At 46.0% G+C, this 22,703-nt stretch carries 25 protein-coding genes and 1 riboswitch; of the genes, 1 reads left to right on the top strand and 24 read right to left on the bottom strand.

The genetic code is table 11. The annotated features are described in order from the left end of the window. Positions 1-40 precede the first annotated feature (40 nt). The 16 genes from Tfer_RS01710 to Tfer_RS17225 form a co-directional block, all read right to left on the bottom strand. Positions 41-1,378 (bottom strand): UDP-N-acetylmuramoyl-tripeptide--D-alanyl-D-alanine ligase, encoded by a 1,338-nt coding sequence (locus Tfer_RS01710; protein ID WP_160315509.1) that lies wholly within the window; start codon positions 1,376-1,378, stop codon positions 41-43. 131 nt (positions 1,379-1,509) lie between these two features. Next, positions 1,510-1,860, bottom strand: coding sequence for a hypothetical protein (locus Tfer_RS01705; RefSeq protein ID WP_052216607.1), 351 nt, complete (start codon positions 1,858-1,860; stop codon positions 1,510-1,512). Between the two features lie 234 nt (positions 1,861-2,094). Then, positions 2,095-2,574: a hypothetical protein gene (locus tag Tfer_RS01700; RefSeq protein WP_152908939.1), complete on the bottom strand. Its 480-nt coding sequence runs from the start codon at positions 2,572-2,574 to the stop codon at positions 2,095-2,097. Positions 2,575-2,589: 15 nt separating this feature from the next. Next, the gene (locus Tfer_RS01695; protein WP_052216605.1) at positions 2,590-2,913 is read right to left on the bottom strand and encodes a YbaB/EbfC family nucleoid-associated protein; all 324 of its coding nucleotides are present in this window, start codon (positions 2,911-2,913) and stop codon (positions 2,590-2,592) included. Positions 2,914-3,025: 112 nt separating this feature from the next. Continuing rightward, complete coding sequence (locus tag Tfer_RS01690; protein WP_052216604.1) at positions 3,026-3,286, bottom strand: DUF4911 domain-containing protein; 261 nt, start codon at positions 3,284-3,286, stop codon at positions 3,026-3,028. Next, complete coding sequence (locus Tfer_RS01685; protein ID WP_052216603.1) at positions 3,276-4,580, bottom strand: nickel-dependent lactate racemase family protein; 1,305 nt, start codon at positions 4,578-4,580, stop codon at positions 3,276-3,278. The genes Tfer_RS01690 and Tfer_RS01685 overlap by 11 nt, the downstream gene beginning before the upstream one ends. Before the next feature lie 81 nt (positions 4,581-4,661). Further along, positions 4,662-5,567, bottom strand: a complete 906-nt coding sequence (locus Tfer_RS01680; RefSeq protein ID WP_052216602.1) for a diguanylate cyclase — start codon at positions 5,565-5,567, stop codon at positions 4,662-4,664. 306 nt (positions 5,568-5,873) lie between these two features. Next, positions 5,874-6,455, bottom strand: coding sequence for a sulfurtransferase-like selenium metabolism protein YedF (gene yedF, locus Tfer_RS01675; RefSeq protein ID WP_013120628.1), 582 nt, complete (start codon positions 6,453-6,455; stop codon positions 5,874-5,876). Between the two features lie 114 nt (positions 6,456-6,569). Beyond that, a complete protein-coding gene (selB, locus tag Tfer_RS01670) occupies positions 6,570-8,474 on the bottom strand; it encodes a selenocysteine-specific translation elongation factor (protein ID WP_052216601.1) in 1,905 nt (634 codons plus the stop codon). 16 nt (positions 8,475-8,490) lie between these two features. Beyond that, positions 8,491-9,480: a twin-arginine translocase subunit TatC gene (gene tatC, locus Tfer_RS01665; protein WP_052216600.1), complete on the bottom strand. Its 990-nt coding sequence runs from the start codon at positions 9,478-9,480 to the stop codon at positions 8,491-8,493. 23 nt (positions 9,481-9,503) lie between these two features. Continuing rightward, complete coding sequence (tatA, locus tag Tfer_RS01660) at positions 9,504-9,716, bottom strand: twin-arginine translocase TatA/TatE family subunit (RefSeq protein WP_052216599.1); 213 nt, start codon at positions 9,714-9,716, stop codon at positions 9,504-9,506. A gap of 34 nt (positions 9,717-9,750) precedes the next feature. Then, positions 9,751-10,809 (bottom strand): cyclic dehypoxanthinyl futalosine synthase, encoded by a 1,059-nt coding sequence (gene mqnC / locus Tfer_RS01655; RefSeq protein ID WP_200900998.1) that lies wholly within the window; start codon positions 10,807-10,809, stop codon positions 9,751-9,753. A 7-nt stretch (positions 10,810-10,816) separates the two neighbouring features. Further along, the gene (locus Tfer_RS01650; RefSeq protein ID WP_052216597.1) at positions 10,817-11,668 is read right to left on the bottom strand and encodes a menaquinone biosynthetic enzyme MqnA/MqnD family protein; all 852 of its coding nucleotides are present in this window, start codon (positions 11,666-11,668) and stop codon (positions 10,817-10,819) included. Continuing rightward, positions 11,668-12,771, bottom strand: a complete 1,104-nt coding sequence (mqnE, locus tag Tfer_RS01645) for an aminofutalosine synthase MqnE (RefSeq protein WP_052216596.1) — start codon at positions 12,769-12,771, stop codon at positions 11,668-11,670. The genes Tfer_RS01650 and mqnE overlap by 1 nt, the downstream gene beginning before the upstream one ends. A gap of 38 nt (positions 12,772-12,809) precedes the next feature. Next, positions 12,810-13,682 (bottom strand): UbiA-like polyprenyltransferase, encoded by an 873-nt coding sequence (locus tag Tfer_RS01640; protein WP_013120635.1) that lies wholly within the window; start codon positions 13,680-13,682, stop codon positions 12,810-12,812. A 36-nt stretch (positions 13,683-13,718) separates the two neighbouring features. After that, the gene (locus Tfer_RS17225) at positions 13,719-15,299 is read right to left on the bottom strand and encodes a demethylmenaquinone methyltransferase (RefSeq protein ID WP_013120636.1); all 1,581 of its coding nucleotides are present in this window, start codon (positions 15,297-15,299) and stop codon (positions 13,719-13,721) included. A gap of 196 nt (positions 15,300-15,495) precedes the next feature. Between Tfer_RS17225 and Tfer_RS01630 the strand changes: the two genes are divergently transcribed. Beyond that, positions 15,496-16,059 carry a hypothetical protein gene (locus Tfer_RS01630; RefSeq protein ID WP_052216595.1) on the top strand — a complete coding sequence of 188 codons (564 nt, stop codon included), beginning with the start codon at positions 15,496-15,498 and terminating at the stop codon, positions 16,057-16,059. 80 nt (positions 16,060-16,139) lie between these two features. Here the strand turns inward: Tfer_RS01630 and Tfer_RS01625 are convergent, their stop codons facing one another. From Tfer_RS01625 to Tfer_RS01590, 8 genes are all read right to left on the bottom strand, one after another. Beyond that, positions 16,140-17,006 (bottom strand): CoB--CoM heterodisulfide reductase iron-sulfur subunit B family protein, encoded by an 867-nt coding sequence (locus Tfer_RS01625; protein WP_052216594.1) that lies wholly within the window; start codon positions 17,004-17,006, stop codon positions 16,140-16,142. Between the two features lie 6 nt (positions 17,007-17,012). After that, positions 17,013-17,579, bottom strand: coding sequence for a 4Fe-4S dicluster domain-containing protein (locus Tfer_RS01620; RefSeq protein ID WP_052216593.1), 567 nt, complete (start codon positions 17,577-17,579; stop codon positions 17,013-17,015). Positions 17,580-17,768: 189 nt separating this feature from the next. Then, positions 17,769-18,152: an adenosylmethionine decarboxylase gene (speD, locus tag Tfer_RS01615; RefSeq protein WP_013120640.1), complete on the bottom strand. Its 384-nt coding sequence runs from the start codon at positions 18,150-18,152 to the stop codon at positions 17,769-17,771. A 167-nt stretch (positions 18,153-18,319) separates the two neighbouring features. Continuing rightward, positions 18,320-18,787 (bottom strand): 6,7-dimethyl-8-ribityllumazine synthase, encoded by a 468-nt coding sequence (gene ribH, locus Tfer_RS01610; RefSeq protein WP_013120641.1) that lies wholly within the window; start codon positions 18,785-18,787, stop codon positions 18,320-18,322. A gap of 2 nt (positions 18,788-18,789) precedes the next feature. Further along, the gene (locus Tfer_RS01605) at positions 18,790-20,016 is read right to left on the bottom strand and encodes a bifunctional 3,4-dihydroxy-2-butanone-4-phosphate synthase/GTP cyclohydrolase II (RefSeq protein ID WP_052216592.1); all 1,227 of its coding nucleotides are present in this window, start codon (positions 20,014-20,016) and stop codon (positions 18,790-18,792) included. A gap of 35 nt (positions 20,017-20,051) precedes the next feature. Next, on the bottom strand, positions 20,052-20,711 hold the full coding sequence (locus Tfer_RS01600; RefSeq protein ID WP_052216591.1) for a riboflavin synthase: 660 nt from the start codon (positions 20,709-20,711) through the stop codon (positions 20,052-20,054). Further along, positions 20,696-21,853, bottom strand: a complete 1,158-nt coding sequence (gene ribD, locus Tfer_RS01595; protein WP_052216590.1) for a bifunctional diaminohydroxyphosphoribosylaminopyrimidine deaminase/5-amino-6-(5-phosphoribosylamino)uracil reductase RibD — start codon at positions 21,851-21,853, stop codon at positions 20,696-20,698. The genes Tfer_RS01600 and ribD overlap by 16 nt, the downstream gene beginning before the upstream one ends. A gap of 108 nt (positions 21,854-21,961) precedes the next feature. Further along, positions 21,962-22,092, bottom strand: a riboswitch (FMN riboswitch). A gap of 143 nt (positions 22,093-22,235) precedes the next feature. After that, positions 22,236-22,442, bottom strand: coding sequence for a DUF378 domain-containing protein (locus Tfer_RS01590; RefSeq protein ID WP_013120645.1), 207 nt, complete (start codon positions 22,440-22,442; stop codon positions 22,236-22,238). Positions 22,443-22,703 lie beyond the last annotated feature (261 nt).

Below are 22,703 nucleotides of genomic sequence, written 5' to 3'. Positions count from 1 at the left end.
TGGGAACGAATCAGAAAAGGTTGGGAAAATCCCAACCTCATCAACGGATAATTTGAATGGTTTGCGGACTGGCCGCCGGGTCTTTCAGGTACTCCACCATCTTATCCAGGTAAACAGCCCGGGATCCTTTAAACAAGCAGACTGCCCTATGTGGCATATGTTTTTTGAGGTAAAAACTACCCTCGTAACGTTGATCAAAGCTCTTTATCTTTTCTTCAGGCATACCATGTTTACGTGCTCCCACAGCTATCTGCCGGGCAAGTTTGCCAATAGTAATCAAATAATTTATTCCCAGCTCCTGCACATGGCGCCCCACTCTCTGGTGAGCCTCATTTGTAAAAACTCCCTGTTCTAGCATATTACCCAGTACAGCAATTGAAGTTTTATCTTTGGCCAGCTCTTTTAAAACCTCCAGTCCCGCAATCACCGAATCAGGATTGGCATTGTAAGTATCGTTGATCAACAAACTGTCGTTGATTCCTTTGACCAACTGCAGTCTCAGTTTGGGGCGGCGGAAACCGGCCAAACCCTGTTTAATATATTTGACTTCAATATTTAATAACGTGGAAGCTGCTATGGCAGCCAGTGCATTATAAACGTTGTGCTTGCCGGAAATCGGGACTCTGATTTGCTCCTCTTTTCCATAAATAACAGTCTTAAAGGAAACAAAATCCAGGCCGGTAGCGATATCTTCGGCAACATAATCAGCTTTGTTTTTGATACCGAAACGGAGCGTTTTGCCTTGAAAAGAACTAAGGTCTAATTTGCCGCTGTTTTCATCATCAGCATTAATGAGCAAGTATCCATTTTTCGGAATTCCTTTTATGATTGACCCTTTTTCTTCGATAACGGCCTCCTTGCTACCCAGCATCCCTACATGGGCCTGACCTATGTTGGTTATAATGCCGATCATCGGTTTTATGACCCTGGACTGCTTGGCGACATGGCCCCGCCGGTTCATGCCGATTTCAAATACGGCGGCTTTATGCTCGGCCGTCAGCCTCATGATGTGCCCCGGCACAAAACTTGGTAGATTCAGGTTCTGCTCAGTTTTTAAAATCTTGCCCCATTTTTTTTTAAATATTGAAGCAATCATTTCTTTGGTGGTAGTCTTTCCGGAGGTACCTGTAACGCCAACTACCGGTATATTGAACTGGTCCCTATGGTAACTGACACAGTCCCAAAAAGCGTCCCAAACTTTCGGCACAGCTATTACAGAAATTTTATGATTATTGAAGGGCAGTTTTTTCTTGTGTTTCGATATGACAAGGGCAACAGCTCCCTTATCGAGGGCTACCAGTATATTTTCGTCGCTCCCCGGGCCTCCCTTGACATCAAAATAAACCTGTCCCGGTTTAACCGCCTTGCACCTACTCATAATCCCTGCTATTTTTTGTTGCGGATCTCCCTGTCTCAAAACCCCATTGGTAACTTTACAAAGAGTTTGTACGTTATCAAGCATCTGCAGACGTTCCCTTCCCCAACCGGTGATTTGGCTTGCCCAGCTTTTTACGTGGTTTCACCAATAGGCTCGTCAGAGAAAGGACTGTCTCCATGGGAAAGTCCTGTGTTGTACCCGACCTCGTTTGGAATCAGTACATTGCTCGATAAAATCAGCAGTATAAGAATCAAGAACAGGGTAAAAGCATAATCCACCGGCGAAGCTACTCCCTGCGCGGCCGATGAATTTTTGTTGACGGCCTCGTTTAACATTTGCACCGTTTCCTGTGTAGTTTGACTCGACAGGATCTTTAACAGGTTTAAAGTAATATCGGTCAGGTTTTGTCCTTTTGGGCCAAGAAAAGGCTTTAGTCCCTGCAAAAACGGGACTAAATTGGGGTTTAGCGGACTTGAACTCATCTCTCATCCTCCCTAACATTCTTTTGCTTTTTAGGCAGCGCCTTATCTCACTTTATATCATTGTATGAATAAATGAAATATTGGTTACTGCATAATTTCCTAAATATTAAAATATAAGGGGGAGGTTAAATGATTACAGAAACATTTAACCTCCCCAGGTCTACAGGATTACTTTGGTTCCAGCCTACGGCTTATTTGGGGCTTTACTTTTTTGGGGCTTAGCTTTATGGCAGATTATAGCAGTCCACGTCTCCTATCGCTTTTTACATCGGGGGAATCTGTTTTAGCCGGAAGAGGTTTTTCACCGACATCCTTTGAATCCGCTTCTTTATCATCTCCCGTGTCGGCCTTTGCTTTCATAGAATTCATCAGATTCATTAAAGTCAAAAGCATCTGGGGATTAGGCTTTTTATTTCCACCCATCATGTTCAACAGACTGGATAAATCAGGGCCCCCCGAACCGGCTCCCGCGCTGTTCATAAGGCTCGTGATGGCGTTTTTCAGGTTTTTTTCGTCGCCGGTACCCGACGTAGATTCGGCATCATTCAGAGCAGGCAGCGCCAGGCCGGTACTTTGTTCTGCTGCATGAATAAAGCTCATGATACTCATGAGGTTAACCAACCCCAGGTAACCCACCAGCAAGTTTGGATGTAGCCTGTTGTCTGTCTGGCGGTCCAACAAAGCCAACAGTTTATCCAAATGGGAAACGGTCAATTCCATATACCTCCTCTAAAACATTCCCGGTATTTTGGGCATGGCAAACCCGCCGGTGATTTTTTTCATTTCTTTTTCTGCCATCTGCTTGGCCTTGTCAAGTGCCATATTCACTCCTTCCACGATAAGGGACTTAATGACCTTGGCATTGGCCGGATGTATAAAGTTGGGGTCGATGAATATATCCTTTATATATTGACCCCCGGTAGCAATAACCCGCACTGTCCCTCCATCTACAGAAACTTCCACTGTTTTGGTTTTCATTTCCTCCTGGAGTCTGGTTATCTCAGCCTGTAACTTTTGCGCCTGTGCCAATAAGTTACTCAGTTGGTCTTCCAATTGTAACCCCCCCACATTTGATTTCGTCCCAATTACTACAATATATTCACCAAACTCCAATATGTTTCGTGATAAAAAAACATTTCTGCAAAGAGCAGAAATGTTTTTCAGATTAAAGTATTTCTATTTTTAGAGGCAGGCTCTGCAGTACCTGCATTAATTCATGCTCCTGGCTTTTAGTGCTGAGCATGCCCAGGGTACCCCGGGCCGGGTCTACCTGAACCACAAAAGCCAGACGTTCATGGGCTTCCAGAATTTTTGTAAAAAAATTTATTTTTTCTGTATCCACCCTGACTTCATAATAGACTTCTCCTTTACCGAGCATATCTGGTTGAATCCTGTTACAGAACTTACCCTTATACCTACGTCCCATGCCCCAACTCCCCCCTGCCTAATTGAACTGAAGCAGCCGTTTGCCGCATTATATAAGGAAACGTAACTCCCCCAAAGGGAAGAACAATAATCCTACCGTATTCAAACTTGGCAACGGCATTATCTATCGCATCTTGCAGGGACACACAGGGCCGCATCCCAGCGGCTTCCACTTCTTTGCTACCCATAAGGGAAACCAGGTACACCTCTCCCTTCATCAGCAACTGCGCCAAAGCCACGGCTTTATGGCCTCCCAAACGGAATTCTTTTTCTCCCCTGCCCACAATGTCCCGAATCCCCTTTCCGGTAAGCATCCATTCGCGGAAACAGGGGTCGCCAAACCCTTCCGGACAGGCTGCAACAAGGATCACCTGTCCGCCGGGCCGCAATACATCCATCGCATTTTGCAAAGCCTTTACCGCCTGGTAGAGAGCAGAATCTTTAGGAACGCCTCCGGCTGATACAATTACCAGGTCGACCGGTTCTTCAACAGGAATCCTGTATTTTTTTTCTGCCAGCGGGATGCCTTTTTGGTGAGCTTCTATTACATCACCGGCCACCGCTGCTTCCACATTGCCTCGATGGTCCGTCACCACATTAAGGATGCAGTCTATTCCGGCTATACGCGCATATTCAGATAAATCCGCCTGGACTATATTACCTTCCAGACTACCCGGAGCGTTAGATCCCAGACGGCTCAGTCTGTGGTTATGCTCTAAAGCCCGTGGACTGGAAATGCCTACACAACCTTTTGGGCCCCCTGAGAACCCTGCCAGACGGTGCATTTCGATATTTCCAGTAAGAATTTTTAAATCTGCTTCGGCCACAAACCTGCTTATCTCCACCGGAGTTCCCCGGGAAGTTACGCCCACCCTTACGTAAGGGCCTTCCCTGCTATGTTTGCACCGGTATGATTTGTATATATCAGCACCTACTATTGCCGTTTTTTCTTCTTCCGTTACCGGGCGGTGGTTACCCACCCCCACCACAATAGTTATGCCATCATTGTTAATACCGGCTGCTTTCAGTTCTTCCAGCACGGGTGGTAGCAGCACCGAAGTTGGAACAAGCCTGGTACCGTCACTCACTACAATGGCCGCTGTAGTTTTTCCCCGGCCCATTTCAATAAGGCGCTTTGTTCCGACAGGGTTATGAAGAGCCCGGGTTACCAGAGAAACCTGTTCAGTAATGGGCAGGTTTAAAGCAGGTCCCGGTTGGACAATAGTGGTTACATATTTATCGGGTATATTGCCGGTCACTTCTCCGGCCCCAAACCTGAGGGATATTTTCACCATCGCTTCACTCCGGCTCTTATGTTTTAATCCCTATTAGTTTGGCCCTGCCCCTCCTTTTCTATTACGGGATTATATCTGTTCTCAGCAGTGCTTCACAATTCGGTTGCGACCGGTATTTTTAGCTATATAGAGAGCTTCATCAGCCAACGATATTATCCTTTCGGGATCCGTGGCATCCTTCGGACAACTGGCTAATCCAATACTAACCGTTATTTTCACAGATATCTTTTCAAACAGAGGCTCCCGATTATATATAAAAGTAGCATTTTCCAAAGCGCTACGGATTCGTTCCATCAGGCGTTCCGCCGAATCAGCATCAATTTCCGTTAACAAAACCACAAACTCTTCTCCGCCAAATCTGGCAACCAGGTCGCTTTTCCGCAAATTGTTCTGCAAAAACTCTACCAGCTTGGTAAGCACAAAATCGCCTACCTGGTGGCCGTATGTATCATTGACCTGTTTGAAGTGGTCTATATCAATCATGGCCACGGTTAAAGGCCGCCCGTACCTCTTCACACGGTGTACTTCCTCTGTCAAACGTTCATTGAAATAACGGCGGTTATAGCTGCCTGTCAGCTCGTCCCGCATGGACAGTTCGTGAAAAACTCGCATCCGCTGCAGAATTACTTCAATACGGGCCAGCAACTCTTCCATGGCAAAAGGCTTGGTAATATAATCATCCCCGCCGGCCTGCAGCCCCAACACCTTGTCATCCAGGCCATCCTTAGCACTGACAAAAATAATAGGTATGAGGCGCAGCCTCGTCTCTTCCCTGATCCACCGGCATAACTCATAACCGTCCGTGTCCGGTAGGATAATGTCCAGGATTATCAAGTCTGGCGTTTCCTCGGTCAAAAAGTTCCTGGCCTGTTCGGCATTCAGACAAAGGGAAACCTTATACCCAACCGTTTCCAAAAATGACTTTAGCTGGTTGGCGGTTAACGGGTTATCTTCAACGATCAAAATGTGGTTCTTGGTTTCCTGCACAGTACGCTTCGCTCCTCCAGAGGTTACTGCAGTTTTTATTCTCTAAAAGTTGCCGATTTTCCTTCTAAATATCAGAAATCCGCTAAATTATCGGGCGCGCTCCGTGCTGTTGACAAAGGTTAAAATTTTAAGATTCAGGGAGGTTAAATGATTCCTCCGCTCTGGGCGAAGTCTCCATCGGATAACCGCTCCCGCTTACGCGGCTCGCGGACCGATGGACGATTTAAGCCCCGCTCCGGAAAACATTTAACCTCCCCTTTTCTTGCTTTGTCTACAATTAAATAGCCCTGTTTACAGGGCTTTTCATCAAAAGTTGATAACCTTATCGGCCTTATTCATCTTGTCCCAAACCGTATACATATTGGTAACCTGTCCAACACACAGTTTCTCTTTCAATTTCAAGAAATCAAGACAAGTACCGCAAGATAAAATTTCAGTCCCTCTTTTTTCCAGCGCCAGCAGGTGCTCTATAACGGGCGACCCTTCACAAGTCAGCTTAACGCCGGCATTAAGGAAGATAATGGTTTGGGGAATGTCTTCGCTTTCAACCAGGGTATAGAAGAACGCCTTGGTTAACACTCCGCCAAGCTCATCGTTTCCCCTGCCCAAAACATCAGAGGTAAAAACAACAACTTCGTTCTTGGTAGTCACAACCGAGCAATCCAGCGCTTCACCTTTCTTGGTGATTTGAATGTGCCAGTCCTCCCCTTTTTGTTCTACCTCTACTTCACAACCCATATTTTTAGCCAGCGTCAATACGTTTTGCAAAGCAGCTTCATTATTGACTATTGTAATTACCGTGCCCGATTCGATCTCATCCAAAGCCTTTTTAGTATTAATCACAGGCTGAGGGCAGTTTAAATTACGGGCATCAACTTCCGCAAACATGCTTTTCACCCCCTGGAAATACAGCAATAAAGTACGATATTATCTTAATTATTATTCTGTGATAATAAACCAAACCCTTGTTTTCCCCAATAAAACTTATTTATAGTTATCCGTCTATTTATAAAGAATTCTTTTATCTTCAACCCGCCTGGTAACCTTCTCTTTATCCAGGCGGTTTAAGAAAGGCAAGATATATTTCCTGGAGGAGTTCAACAAGTCCCTTGCCTCGGCCAGGGTAATTTCACCCTTTTCCTTTAAATAATCGATTATTTTCTGCTTGCCCTTTTCAAAAACATCCCTGTGCAAAATTACGTTGTCTTCCAGTTTAACCAGTATATTTTGGTTAACAAAGTAGTTTAACACTTCTTCCGGGTCCATATCTTTACCTGTAAATACCATATCTTTCCAGGCCGGCGGCTGGAATTCCCCTTGCAAAAATTGTTCCGCGACGGCGGCCAACTCCTTGGCCTGTTCCGGGTCCACGCGGGGAACATAACCAAATAGGGCCAAGCTATCGCCTGTCAGGGTAAATTTCTGTTCCTCTTCGAAAACCTGCAGAATGGCATTGTACAGCTTATTGTTTATTCCCGGAAAGAACCTGGAGCGGATTTCTTCCTTTGGCATACCCGGACGCAGGGGAAATTTCCTGTGGTATTCTTCCAAAACCCCGGTAATGTCCCGGGCCCACTGCTGAAACTTATCATCGGAAATATAAAACTGCTTGCCTTCAACACTGATTACCCTGATTTTCCCTGCTTTTTTTAAACTTTCCAGAGCCGGCGTCAACTCTGTTTCCGGAATTCCGGCTGCCTTGGCCAAAGCCTCGTGGGCAAGGAGTTCCGCACCTGCCGTGCCCAAAGCCTGAATAACCAGTTCTTCCGGAGTACCTTTTTCTTTGGTAGCCAATGCCTCAATAACATCTGGCCGGAAACGCTTGTGCTTCGCCGGGTTGGCATCAATTACCGTCCCACCGCCAATAGTGTGCATAGGGGAATAGGACCTGATCACGAACCGGTCCCCTTTTGCGGCTACAATAGGTTCCTCACATTCTACCTGGGCATAAGCCACTTCCCCGGGATTCAACTCATCCCGATCCAGTAGAATTATCCGGGCAAGAATTTCCGAGGTTCCTATGTGCACGCGCACCCGGGCCCTGTGGGAAAGTTGCCGGGCGTTTTCCAGCAACTGTAGTTTTACATCAATTCTATGGCTTGGTTTCAACCTGCCCGGCCAAGTCAGGACATCACCCCGCCGTACTTCTTCCACCTCAACATTGGCCAGATTCAGAGCCACTCTTTGACCGGCATAGGCTTCGTTCACTTTTTCGCCATGCACCTGAATATTGCGCACCCTGGTCCCCAACCCTTTGGGTAAAATTTCCAGGGGATCGCCAACTTTAACCTTTCCCTCTATTAGTGTGCCCGTAACAACGGTGCCGAAACCGGCTATGGTAAAAACCCGGTCGATGGCCAGCCTGGGCCACCCCGTCGATGGCCGCACCTTCATTTTTGCCGCCATTTGGTCTATATAATCCAGGAGTTCCCGAATTCCTTCACCGGTAGTGGAAGAAACCCTGAACACGGGAGCCCCGTCAAAAACGGTACCCTTGACGGCTTCCTTGATTTCTTCTTCTACCAGGTCAAGCCAGTCGGCATCTACCAGGTCAATCTTGCTTATGACAATGATACCCTGCGGTACCTGCAGGAGTTTGATAATATCCAAATGCTCAGTGGTTTGGGGCATCACTCCTTCGTCGGCGGCAATCACCAACAGGACCAGGTCCATCCCGCCTACCCCGGCCAGCATGTTTTTAATAAATCTTTCATGACCGGGAACATCCACAATACCGGCCTGAATGCCGCTGGGCAGTCGGATGGGCGCAAAACCCAGTTCTATCGAAATACCCCGTTCTTTTTCCTCTTTCAGCCGGTCCGTGTCTTTTCCGGTCATGGCTTTGACCAACATGGTCTTGCCATGATCCACGTGACCGGCGGTTCCGATTATGAAATGCTTGCCCATTTTTCCAGACATCCCCTTACTCGGGTCCATTACCCTTTTCCGTTATATTTTTGTATATGTCTTTAAGACGTTTTTCTTTAGGGTCTTCATCTATAAAGGGAATGGTTACTTCATCATCTGCTGATGTTTCGTTAACGTTGTTGGCCGTTGTATCTTCCTGCTCCCCGCCCTTTTGAACGGCAGAAGAATCTGATATATCGCCGGAAACGCCAGGTGTTTCCCAGGTCTTTTCTGCCTCCTCCACTTCTTCTGCTTCCTTTACTCCTTCGACTATCCCTGTTTCTTCCTCTTTGCGCTTTTTAGCTTTCATAAACCTGGATATCCATATGCTTATTTCATAAAGAACATACATTGGGCCTGCCATAGCGAACTGAGAAACCATATCGGTGGTCGGAGTAACCACAGCAGAGATTATAAAGATTATGAGCAGGGCAAACCGGCGGTTTTTCGCCAAAAACTGGGGCGTAACCAAACCCAACCTGGTGAGAAACAAAATCACCAGGGGCATTTCAAAAATCAGTCCAAAGGGAAGCAAGAACCAAAAAGCAAAGGACAGGTATTTGCTGAGAGACAGCATAGGTTCCAGTCCTTCACCGCCAAATCCCAACAGAAATTCTATCCCGAAGTTGAACACTGTCAGGTAACCGAAAACAACGCCCGTCACAAACAACAAAATGGAGATCGGCATGATGATAATAACCGCGCGTTTTTCGTTTCTAGTCAGGGCAGGTAAGATGAAACTCCAAACCTGCCACATGATTACAGGCGATGCTAAAATAATTCCACCGATAACAGCAATCTTGATATTGGCGATAAATGCTTCCGTTGGGCCAATATAAACCAGTTTGTAATGCAGTCTGTCCACAGGACGGGTTAACAAATGCAATAGCTCTTTCCGGTAGAACCAGCAAACCACTGAAGTAGGAATAATAGAAAGAAAACTGATGATCAGAACCCGCCTTAATTCTTCCAGATGTTTGAGGATAGGCATCCTCTTTTCGTCCATGCAATACTCCTCCTAATAAGGGTTTAATGACTCGTGCTTTCACTATCCTCTTCTTTTTTCTTAGTCTTTTCATCTTCATCAAATTTTGCATTAGCCGCCTTTTTAAACCCGCCAAGGGCTTCTCCCAAAGCCTTACCTATTTTGGGCAGCTTACCGGGGCCAAAAATAATTAAGACTATTACCAGAACCAATATCAACTCGGGAATACCCACACTAATTAAACCAAAAGCGGTCATTACTTTTTCTCCTCCCATATTTTAATGAACCATTTCAATAATACTTTAATATATTATACCCCGTATCCCGCTGAGCCGGAGTAAAACCGGCGTCTTTGATGGCATGGATAATTTCATCCATAGGTACGTGGTAACTTACTCCGGCCGCTCTGACTACATTTTCCTCCAGCATTGTCCCGCCAAAATCATTGGCGCCAAAGCTTAAAGATACCTGGGCCATTTTGGCGCCCTGGGTAACCCAGGAAGCCTGCAAATTTGGTATGTTATCCAGTACCAGACGGGAAATTGCCAGGGTCTTTAGGTATTCCACACCCGTAGTAGGTTCCCCACCCAATGCGGTATTGGCCGGTTGAAAACTCCAGGGAATAAAGGCTCGGAAACCCCCAGTTTCGTCCTGAGCTTCCCGCAGCCGTATTAAATGATTGGCCCGCTCCTCATATGTTTCCACGCTGCCGAACATCATGGTGGCAGTAGTTTTCATGCCCATTTTATGAGCCGTCTTCATTACGTCAATCCACTGTTCCCAGGAAATCTTGTGCGGACTGATATACTGTCTGACCCGGTTATCGAGGATTTCAGCTCCTCCTCCGGGAATAGAATCAAGCCCGGCTGCCCGCAATTTTTCCAGCACCTCCTGCACGCTCAGTCCCGATATCCTGGAAATATGGATTATTTCCGGTGGGGAAAAGGAATGCAGGTGAATATGGGGAAACCGCTCCTTTATTTTCTTTAACATATCAGTGTAAAAATCCAAGGGAAGGCCCGGATGCAGTCCACCCTGCATAAGGATTTGTGTCCCGCCGCAATCAACGGTTTCCTGGATTTTATCATAAATTTCTTCTATAGATAACACGTAAGCATCGGGGTCGTTTTCGTTTCTGTAAAAAGCACAAAAGCGGCATCGGGTCCGGCATACATTGGTATAATTGATATTGCGGTCAATAACAAATGTTACAATATTCTCCGGGTGCAGTTTCTTTCTGATTAAATCCGCAGCCCTACCTATGAGAAGCAGTTCGTTCGAATTAAACAAGTCCACTATGTCATCTTTTTCCAACCTGCCCCCGGCTAACGCCTTTTCCAGGATAGGCATAACAGAATTACCCAATGTTTTCACCCCAAATTCTTAATTTCACCCGTTCGGGAATGAGCCCGCTTTTATATGCATAATCATAATAGGTCAGCAAAGCGGTTTGTTCCTCTTCACCGAAATCATAGCGAATAGTTTCATAGTAATGGTCAAAAAGTTCTTTGGGCAGGTTATAATGTTCAGCGGCTTTGCCCGCCAGCAAATCAAGGCTATTTAGGCCTATTTCTTTTGCTTTCCGGAAAATACCCGCAATTTCTGCCGTTTCACCCGGGTTGTCATCTACGAATCCCTGCCTGATTACCCAAAGAGCATAAACCATCTTCATCCCGGTAAATTTCTTCCACACTTCGCCCAGGTCAGTTACAATGAGAGGCTGCCCCGCCAGCTCTTTATACTTTTCCCTGGCCAAAATAGCATCATCACCGATGAGCAATGCCGCTGCGGTATTTTTTAACATGGTCGGCAGGTCGGGTTTACGGTCCACGTAGTTTACCTTTACATGGTAGTAATGGTCAAAAAGAATCTTCAACAAAACTACCGATGTGGCAGAAGATGTGGTCAAGGCGACAGTATGCCCTTCTAGTTCCGTTACGGGGATTTTGCTGAAAAGAAATATACTTTCCACATTACCGTCTGCGCTAATGGAAATATCGGGCAGTATGACTACCTTGTCGGGATTTCTTGCATATTCTATAGAGGAAATAGGAGTAATATCCAGTTGGCCCTCCAGAAACATGCGGTTTAACTTCGTAGGAGGACCCTTCACCAATTTAGCCTCCAATTTGACAGTTCCCTCTTCCAGCGCATAATATATCGGTAAGCAGTTCAGGTACTCTATATACCCTATCCGAATTTTTTTCACTAGAAGCCCTCCTCCAGGATAGTGTACAGTGTATCCCTTTCCGCCGGGATTCTGCCTGCAGCTTTAATCATGTTGACCAATTCAGCTTTAGTCATTGACTGTCCGGTATCCGCGCCGGCCGAATGGGTAATCTTTTCTTCTACAACGGTCCCATCGATATCATCTACCCCAAATGCCAGGGAAACCTGGGCCAGTTTCGGGCCAATCATAATCCAATAAGCTTTGATATGGTCAAAATTATCAAGCATTAACCTGGCTACAGCCAATACTTTAATATCATCATAACCCGTGGTCCGGCTTAGATTTAATTCTTCCAAACCGGTGTTTTTAGGATGAAAAGCGAGTCCTATAAAAGCGAGGAATCCGCCGGTTTTATCCTGCAACTCTCTTAATTTGATCAGGTGATCAATTCTCTCTTCAGCCGTTTCTATGTGTCCGTACAACATGGTGGCATTGGTGCGCATCCCTATCCGGTGCGCGGTCTCATGCACTTCCAGCCAGCGCTCACCGCTGATTTTTTTCTCACAAATATGCTTGCGTACCCTTGGGCTGAATATCTCTGCTCCACCGCCCGGCAGGGAATCCAACCCTGCTTTCTGCAAGCGGCGTAAGACATCCTCAACGGAAAGGTTTTCCGTGCGGGCGAAATAATCGATTTCAACAGCAGTAAAAGCCTTGATTACCGTATTCGGAAGTATCTTTTTCACCCTGCGCAGCATTTCCTCAAAATATTCAAGCCTTAACTTGGGGTTGAGCCCCCCCACTATATGGAATTCCGAAATGCGCTGCCCCTGGCATTCCCGGGCTTTTTCTTCAATTTCCTCAATGGTCAAGGTATATGCATCGGGATCATCCGGTTTTTTGCCAAAAGCGCATAACTTACATAGGTTTTCACATATATTGGTATGGTTCACATGCCTGTTTACAATAAAATAGGCATAGTCCCCGTTTTTTCTCTTTCTGACCAGGTCAGCCATATAACCGATAGTTAACAGATCATTGGACTTCATCAGCCGGATACCGTCTTCCCTGCTCAGGCGTTCACCTTTCTCAACTTTCTCCGCAATACCGGCTAATTCACTGTTTGCAAATAAACTATTCAATTTCTTCCCCCCAGACTTGAGCATTTGCAATATTTGAATTAATGAAAGTAATTGATCAGAGTAAAAAGAAACAGTATTACGCTGAGGATACCGTTCATATTAAAAAATGCCACATTCAGCCTGGATAAATCCGTTGGCGAAACAATGGAATGCTCATATACCAAAATTATTGTTGAAACAGCTATGCCTAGCCAGTAGAAAATCTCCAAATGTAAACTGATTCCTACCCAAACTAAAAAAACCATGGTCAGAATATGCAACCCGTTGGAAATCCATAATGCCGCCCGGATGCCAAAACGTACAGGTATAGAGTAAAGGTTTTCCCGGCGGTCAAATTCCACGTCCTGACAGGCATAAATAACGTCAAAACCGGCTATCCAGGTTGCCACTGCCAACCCCAGCAGGATGGCCGGAAATTCTATGCGACCGGTTATGCCAACCCAGGAACCAACAGGGGCCAATCCAATGGAAATGCCCAGTACAATGTGGCATAACCATGTAAAACGCTTGGTAAAAGAATAAAAGGAAAGAAAAAAAACTGCAATCGGCATCAGTTTAACCGTCAGGGGGACAGTCAGATGCAAAGGATTCAACTGCCATGCCGATACTAATAATAAAGCAAAAGAAAGGATAATATATAACCATACCTCCTTGACGGTAATCAACCCCTGAGGAAGATGCCGCTGTGCTGTACGCGGGTTTTTCGCATCTATATGTCGGTCGATGAGGCGGTTTAATGACATGGCAGCCGTTCTGGCGCCAACCATAGCCATGGTAATCCAAAAAAGGTCGCTGGCCGCGGGAATACCTTTATGAGCAAAAAAAGCTCCCAAATAAGCGAAGGGTAAAGCGAAAACAGTATGTTCAAACTTGATCATTTCACCAAAAGTTCTTACTTTTTTTACTAACATAGCTCTCCCACTTTCTAGCGTATAATTACTGTAACTTCACCGTTCTTCCCGGGAAACTGCAACATCATCGTGTGTGCCATGATTGATCGCAGGTTTAACACCTACGTGAACTGCCACCACTCCGCCGGTAAGCTCAAAATACTCGGCGCCGCTCAAGCCTATTTCCTCAAATATATCCCTTACCTCTTTTTGGTGCGGAAAAACAGTCCACGATTTATGCAAATAATTATAGGGCCCGTCCACTCCAACACCTAATTTACCCAAAAATGGAACCCAGTGACGGAAATAAAAATTATATATTTGCCTGAAACCAGGTACGGTGGGTTTGGCAAATTCCAATGAAACAACCCTGCCCCCCGGTTTCACCACCCGCATCATTTCCCTGATGGCTTGGCGCATATCGGGAACATTGCGCAAACCAAAACCGATGGTCGCACAATCAAAGTAATTGTCGGGAAAAGGTAAATCCATAGCATTTCCCTGGATAAATTCGATATTTTTGATATAAGGGGTATTTGTTATGTTTTTCCCGGCTATTTGCAGCATATCACCGCAAAAGTCCAAACCCACTACTTTCCCTACCGGTCCGGCTGCCTTGGCCAGTTCAAGGGTAAGCATGCCCGTACCGCAACAAACATCAAGAGCCCGGCCGCCCGGCTTCAGGCCCGTCTTCCCCACCGTAAACTTACGCCAATATTTATCCCGGTTAATGCTTAATACAGTGTTCAGAAAGTCATATTTTCCGGCAATCTTAGAAAAAATATCATGTACATATTCCTCTTTGTTTTTATAATATGGAGGCACTATAGGGTCATTGATATCCTTTTTGTCCCCCGCCTGTTCCAAAGTCGGCCCGTACTTCTTTAATTTTACCTTTGTTTCGCCTTTAATAAGCGACTGAACAAGCTCCAACAAAGTATCCCTGGCTTTGGAAGCGGAAAATGAATGCCGTAAAATGTCAATGGCACGGTTGAAGTACTCCTGGGCCTCCTCCAGCGGGAAATTCCTTTCCAGCATCCCATACCCCATTCCTATATTGTACCCGAAATTACCGATATTGTCCAAGTCTTGCGCAGAAACTCCCGCCAGACTGCCTGTCAACCGGCAGCCTTCCCTGAGCAGAGACGCTGATTCTTTTTCAATGACAACCAGTTTTTCTTCTCTGGATTGGTAATTTTGGGTCCGTAAAATACCCCCAACGTTCATCTCACAGATGATATCCGCAAGGGGCTCCAGTAAGTGGATTATCTGTCCTTTACATAGTGTAGTAAAGAACCGGCCATATAAATAGTCCCCTACCAAAACCGGGTACTGGACACCATCTTTCACATCGGTTTCAGCAGGGTCCGGATCATAATCAGGTATTCTAAAATGAACATTTGCCGCAAGATAGATAAACTGGATAATGGCGGCCATCGAATAAAGCTTTTCTTCATAAAGTCCAAACATACGCCCCGTTAAAATAATAACTGCCGGATGTAAATATTTCACCGGATAATCATCGTCAATACGGGCAAAATTCCCGATGTAACCCGGTTTTATTTTAAAGGCTTTATTTATAATTGCCTCCACAGCCTGTAAATCAGAATTAATTGTGTCCAAGAACCCTGCTGCCATCAGGTAACCTCCCAATCAAATTTAACTTAATATATTCTGTACTATATAAGCAATTCCTCCCCTTGACATAAGATTTCACAAAAATTCTGTCAAATATTCGTGCAAGGTCCTAGAATAAACCGTCCTTCCACAGGTAAAACATATCTTACAGGAGGGGGTTTCCATAAAGCATTCAGTTTGGTTCACGACAACCGAGTTGGAAGATTCAGTAAAAGCCCTGGAGTTAACAGGCCTATTCCTGAAAAAAGCTAAAACCGACGTCTATTATTGGAAATGGGTATTAGTATCTCTGCATAATTCCATCCAGGGATTTATGGTTTGTGCGCTGAGAGGCAAAGACGGCCTAAATGTTTTGAAAGACCGGGTAGCGGAACGTTTAATAGAAGCAAAGCAAAATAACGCTCCTTTGCCCAAACCGGAACTTGACACTTTTTTAAACCTATACCGTAAAATCCAAACCGACAAGATGCTGATGAATCCCAAAAGCAAAAAATTTATTCCCGGAAAACACCATGATAAATCTATTCGCCGTCTGAACAGGCTGCGCAACCATTTTATACATTTTACTCCGAAATCATGGTCAATGGAGGCATCAACATTGCCTTTAATGTCTGTTTATTGTTTACAGGTAATAAGATTCCTGGCTTTTTCTTCAGGCAACATCTCCTGCAATAACCAAGAACTGCGTTCCAGAATCGGCCGCACCCTGCATGAAATTGAACTGGCGTTGCAAAAAATGCAGGTAGAAACAACTTCCTGAGGATTGCCCCTGTAACGATGAAACAATCGTTGCTCCGAAATTGAATAAGCCCACAATCCGTACGGATGAGGGCTTATCTGCTAAGCTATATGCAATGATCTTAAAAGGGGTAAGGCACTTACACACAGCTTATCGATGCCAAGTTCCTTCGGGCTGTAACCCATCGCAAGCCCTATAAGCTGGGTGAAATATATTACGGGAATATGAAAATTGGTTTTATATTTTCTGTTAATCTGGGCTTGCCGCATATCCAAATTCATCTGGCACATGGGGCAAGCCACAACAACAGCCTGCGCACCGGAATCCCTGGCTGTCTGCAAAATATCCCGGCCGGCCTTCCACACGGCTTCCTGATTGGTGAAGCATAAAGAAGCTCCGCAGCATTCCGTTTTATAAGGCCATTCAATTGGCTCAGCGCCGCATATTTCGGCAATTTTATCAAGCGATTGGGGGTTTTCCGGGTCATCAAAAAAACCGCAGGCACCGGGCGGTTTAACTAATGCACAGCCGTAATAATTGACTACCTTTAACCCGGTCAAGGACTTTCGTACATCAGCCGGGCCAAACCTGTCCAAAAAAACTTCGATCAAGTTTTTAATTTTAATAGTGCTGTCCTTAAATTTCCGGCCCAGCGCTTTCTCCAGGTGCTGTCTCATCACCATGTTTTCATTGAAATCCCTGCGGGCAAGAAAATGCCGGACATAACAAGCCGGGCACGGGGAGGTAAATTCTTTACACCCCGTGCTTTCAGCATTGATTATGTTTCTTGCCGGCAGGGCAAAAGCAAGAAAATGTCCCATACTGTGCGCGGATAATCCCCCGCAGCAATTCCAGTCCGGAACCTCCAGTAATTCAATACCCAACGGACCGCTAACGGTCCTCATCGACATATCTAATTCCTTGGCTGAACCCTTTAACCAGCAGCCAGGATAATAAGCCAGTTTCATACCAAATCACTCTCCGATTTTCCCGGCATAATCGAAAAGCCTTCTCACTTCATCCCTGCCTTTTATGTCGTGCGGAACAAGGGAAAGTTTTCCTTTCCCGAGCATCGGTAAACCCAAATCTAAATCCTGAAAAAGCCTGCCCGTTCCAAAGTTGAGTCCAAGAGCAAGCCCCGTCTCGTAAAGCCTGCCATGCTTCTTTATTGAATTTAGAAAAGCTCTGTGGAAAACATACATATTTTTCCCTTTTCCATAAAAACCCTGCCGGTAGGCCATAACCCGTAGCGTATCCATAACTTTGGCGATATCAATATTTCTGGGGCAGCGGGCGGTACAAGTTGCACAGGTGGCACATGTATGTATAGTGTAACTCTCAAGGACTTCGTCTACCAGGCCCTCCTGCAGCATCCGCATAATCATGTTTGGCGCATAATCCATGGTAAAGTGGAAAGGACATCCTCCTGTACACTTCATACACTGATAACAACGACCGACTTTTTGGCCGCTCTCTTCTTCCAACTGCTGCAAAAAAGGTAAACTTTTCTCGTGATTCCTCACCAGGTCGATTTCTTTCATCCCCCCACCCCCCCGTTTCCTTCGAGTTACTAAAAGCTATTCTACGTTTTCAGAATAATTCCTTTTTTTCTGAAATTATAAACTACATATGCCAAAAGACATGAAAAAAGCATGGGCCCATAAACCTTTCGGTATGTATGGACCCATGCTAGCCTTTAACCTTTGTTCGCGTACAAATAAATATCCCTCCTAAAGATTTACAGCCTCTTTTTGGGGAGTTGAATACATTGTACCGCGGCGAGTTTCCCTTGCATCAACACTTTTGGCACGGAAACCTTTTGCTAAGTAGTTACATGCATCCCAAGGATTAACCCTTTCACCACATGTAAATACGTCTACAGCTGCATAACCTAACTCCGGCCAAGTATGAATGGCCAAATGGGATTCAGAAATAACTACCACTCCGCTTACACCCTGGGGGCTGAATTTGTGAAACACGACTTCCCTGATTTCTGCCCCTGCTTCCAATGCAGCGTTCACCATGATTTCTTCTACCTTTTCCACATCGTTTAACAAATCGAAGTCGCATCCGTGTACTTCAGCCAAAATGTGTCTTCCCAAAGCGTTGACCATTTTTCATCTTTGCCCCCTTCTCACAAAATAATTTGGAACCCGGTTCCCGGTCACTCCTCCAAGACAGGCGAACCAAATTCCAATCAAATTAAATTTTAGCATATTTGCACCGTTTGTCAATAAAAAATTTTCCTTTTTGCGCACATGATTTTCCAAACTGCCTTCATTTACCCGATAGTCTTCAACAGGTTCGCCATTTCAATGGCCGTTACAGCGGCATCCCAACCTTTATTACCGGCTTTGGTTCCGGCCCTTTCAATGGCCTGTTCGATGGTATCAGCCGTTATTACCCCGAAGATTACCGGCACGCCGGTATCCAGCCCGACTTTTGCTATTCCCTTGGAAACCTCGGCACAAACATAATCAAAATGGGGCGTGCCTCCCCTAATCACCGCTCCAAGGCAGATTACCGCGTCATAGCGGCCGGATCTGGCCATTTTTTGCGCCACCAGAGGTATTTCAAAGGCCCCGGGAACCCAGGCCGTTTCTATATCTTCCGGCAAAGCGCCGTGCCGGTTCAAAGCATCATAAGCCCCGGAAAGAAGTTTATTGGTAATAAACTCGTTAAAACGACCAACTACCAACCCGAACTTTAATCCTCTGGCAATGAGATTTCCTTCAAATACCTTCACCATCATTATTCCCCCTTAGACTTTGATAATGTAAGCATGTGCCCCAGTTTCTCTTTTTTAGTGCTTAAGTAAAATTCATTTGTACACTGGGGCGGTATTTCTATAGGCACCCGCTCCACCACTTCCAGGCCGTATCCCTCAAGTCCGGCAATTTTACGCGGGTTGTTGGTCATTAGCCGTATCTTTTTTAAGCCCAGGTCAGCCAAAATCTGGGCGCCTATTCCGTAGTCGCGCAAATCAGCAGGGAACCCTAAAGCTTCATTGGCCTCTACCGTATCTTTCCCTTCATCCTGCAGTTTATAAGCCTTCAATTTATTGACCAGGCCGATGCCCCTGCCTTCCTGCCGCATATATAACACAACCCCTTTGCCTGCGGCTTCAATCGTCCGCATTGCCGTAGCCAACTGGTCTCCGCAATCACACCGCAAAGACCCCAGGATATCGCCGGTGAAGCACTCCGAATGAACCCGCACCAGTACAGGTTCCCCCGTATCGACGTCTCCTTTAATCAGGGCCACATGGACATCGGAATCCAGGCTGTTTTCATAAGCAATTACTTTAAAATTACCGTATTTGGTAGGCAGTTTTGTCTCTGCCGCCCTGCGCACGAGCTTTTCCGTCCGCCGCCTGTACTTAATCAGGTCGGCGATAGTAATTATCTTCAGACCGTGGGTACGGGCAAACTCAATGAGTTCGGGCACTCTGGCCATTGTACCGTCCTCTTTCATAATTTCGCATATTACGCCGGCCGGATAAAGACCGGCCAATTTTGCCAGGTCCACAGCAGCCTCCGTATGACCGGTTCGGCGCAGCACTCCCCCTTCTTTGGCCCGCAGCGGAAAAATATGACCGGGCCGGGCCAAATCTTCCGGTTTTGTGCGCGGGTCAATCAAAGTTTTCACGGTAATAGCCCTTTCATAAGCGGAAATACCCGTTGTGGTCTTGCCTTTTGCATCAACGGAAACAGTAAAGGCTGTTTCATGGGCATCGGTAGCGTGGGGGACCATCGCCGGCAGCTCCAGTTCATCAAGACGCTTTCCCTCCATGGGCACACATATCAAACCTCGCCCGTAGGTAGCCATAAAGTTAATGGCCTCCGGAGTAACCTTTTCTGCAGCCATTAGCAAATCGCCTTCGTTTTCCCTGTCCTCATCATCCACCACTATAATCATTTTGCCGCTGCGGATGTCAGCTATAGCTTCTTCCACTGTATTAAACTGCCGTTTGTTCATCGACTATTCTCTCCTTTCCATGCTGCCGGTCCTGATTACAAAAAACCCTGCTCAGCAAGAAATTCCAGGGAAATACCCGTCTTCTTCACTGCCGGGGATTCTTGCTGATGGCAACCAAGAAGCCTTTCAACATAACGACCAATAATATCACTTTCAAGGTTTACCTTGTCCCCTGTCTTTTTGTACCCCAAGGTTGTCATTTTCGCAGTATGCGGTATCAGGGAAACAACGAAAGTACGGTCAGTATGATTAACCACCGTCAAACTTATACCATCTACAGCCACAGAACCTTTGGTCAAAATATATTTCATTACTTCCGGCGGGGCTTCAATCTCGGTAATAATAGCAATATCTTCCCGCTGCTGCCGGATGATGGTTCCTACTCCGTCGATATGTCCGCTGACAATGTGCCCACCCAAACGGTCGCCTACCCGTAGAGCCCTTTCCAGGTTGACAAAATTCCCCGGTTGCAAGTCCAGCAGATTGGTCCGGCGCAAAGTTTCCGCCATTACATCCACACTAAAAAACCGGTTATTAAATTCAGTCACCGTCAGACAGATACCGTTTACAGCAATACTGTCTCCCAGTTTTACATCCTGTAAAACCTTCTCAGCCTGGATAGTCAATCTGGCCGAATCAGCACCCTTATGTATCCTTTTTAGTACGCCTAATTCTTCAACTATACCGGTAAACATCTGCACCTACCTCTCTTGCCTGCAGCCGGTTCTTTGTCCCCGTAATCGGGGTAGCCTGTAATCAAAAGGTCTTGGCCAATATCCTGCACAGACATATTCTTTATGTTCAAACACTCGTCCATAAACTGAATACCCATTTCGCCAACAGGCCCTGGCGCCTGAGGGCCGCCGACAATTTTAGGAGCCACAAACCAGACCGTTTTGTCGGTCAAGCGGTTTTTAAGAAAAGATGCGTTTACCGTAGCGCCACCCTCCACAAAGAGAGAAGTAATTTCCCGCCGGCCCAATTCATCCAGCAGCGCCGCCAGGTCAGGTCGGCCTTCCCGCTCCGGCAACACCAGGACTTCCGCTCCCAGTTCTTCCAGAACTGCCTTGCGTTCCCGGGGTATTTTTTCTGTGGAGACCACAATAACAGGAGCCTGTTCTATGGTTTTCAGAACATTTACATCAACAGGCAGTCTGCCTAAACTGTCTAAAATAATGCGGACAGGATTTTGGGCTTGACGGTCCTCCAGCCGGCAGGTCAACAAAGGGTTATCGGTCAGCACAGTACCGATGCCTACCAAAATCGCATCATACCAGCTCCGCCATAGGTGCACCAGCCGACGGGCCTCCTCCCCCGTAATCCACCGAGAATGCCCCGTAGCCGTAGCAATTTTGCCATCCAGGGTCATAGCAGACTTCATTACAACAAAAGGCCGGCGTGTTTTTATGTATTTAATAAAAACTTCGTTTAATTCTCTGGCCTCTTTTTCCATTAACCCTACTTCCACCTGTATCCCGGCTTCTCTCATTTGCTGAATGCCCTGGCCGGATACTAATGGGTTGGGGTCTTCCATGGCTACAACCACCCGCGCCACTCCTGCTGCAATCACTGCTTTACTGCACGGGGGTGTCCGCCCGTAATGGGAACAGGGTTCCAAGGTAACATACATGGTAGCGCCCCTGCTTAATTCGCCCGCTTCCCGGAGTGCATGCACTTCAGCATGGGGAGTCCCGGCTTTCATATGATAACCCTTGCCAATAACCCGGCCATCTTTGACAATAACCGCCCCCACCATAGGGTTGGGACTTGTATTTCCTCTTGCTTTTGAGGCCAGTTCAAGGGCCATGCGCATATATTTTACGTCGGTTTTTATCATACCACTCACCCGAATCAATATAGTGGTCTATTTAAATTTAATAAAAACAAAACCCCGAAGAATGATATCTTCAGGATTGTGCATAGATAAGCAAATAGGTTCAAACCTAAGTATCTTCTCCCATCCAGACTTTAACTGTCGGCTTTGGATTCTCACCAAATCGGCCTTCTGGCTCGCGGGCTCATCCCAAGACGGGCATCACCGCCGGTAAGGAATTGCACCTTTCCCCGAAGATAATCCAATATTTATTTGATTTTAATTATATTACTTTGGACATAAACTGTCAAATAAACTGTGGGTTTATTCAATGTGGGACTTATCATACATGGGGGCTAAATTGTAAGAGGACATATTAAAAAATAATATGCCCTCTTATGTTACCTTATGATTTGGCTTTTTCCCGTGGCCTAAACAACATGGTTATCGCCCACAAGCCGGCAATACCGATCAAAACGTAAACAGCCCTGCTCAGGGTTGCCGTTGAACTGCCGAAAAGGTAAGCAACAACATCAAAATTGAATAGTCCAACCAAAAGCCAGTTCAAGGCGCCGATGATTACCAGGACCAGGGCGATCCTGTCCAAAACCATGGTTGACCCTCCTTTCCTTCAGATAAATTTCAGATTGAATCTAGTATTCCACAATAATATTAATTTAAAACGAAAAAACTCACCTGTGGGTGAGTTTCAGATTGTAGACAAATCAAATTAGTACAATTGAGGAGAGCTTAAATGATCCTCCACTCCAATATTTCCAATCCAGTCCATTGGAGGGGTGGGTGGGCTCTCCGCTACCACGGAGCTTTATGCTGCAAAACCTTGCCAAGAAGGCAGTGTTCCCGAACTCGATGG

This window comes from Thermincola ferriacetica, from assembly GCF_001263415.1.
Taxonomy (GTDB): Bacteria; Bacillota; Thermincolia; order Thermincolales; family Thermincolaceae; genus Thermincola; species Thermincola ferriacetica.
The sequence above is the reverse complement of the archived record's forward strand: the minus strand, read 5'-3'. Positions and strand labels throughout refer to the sequence as shown.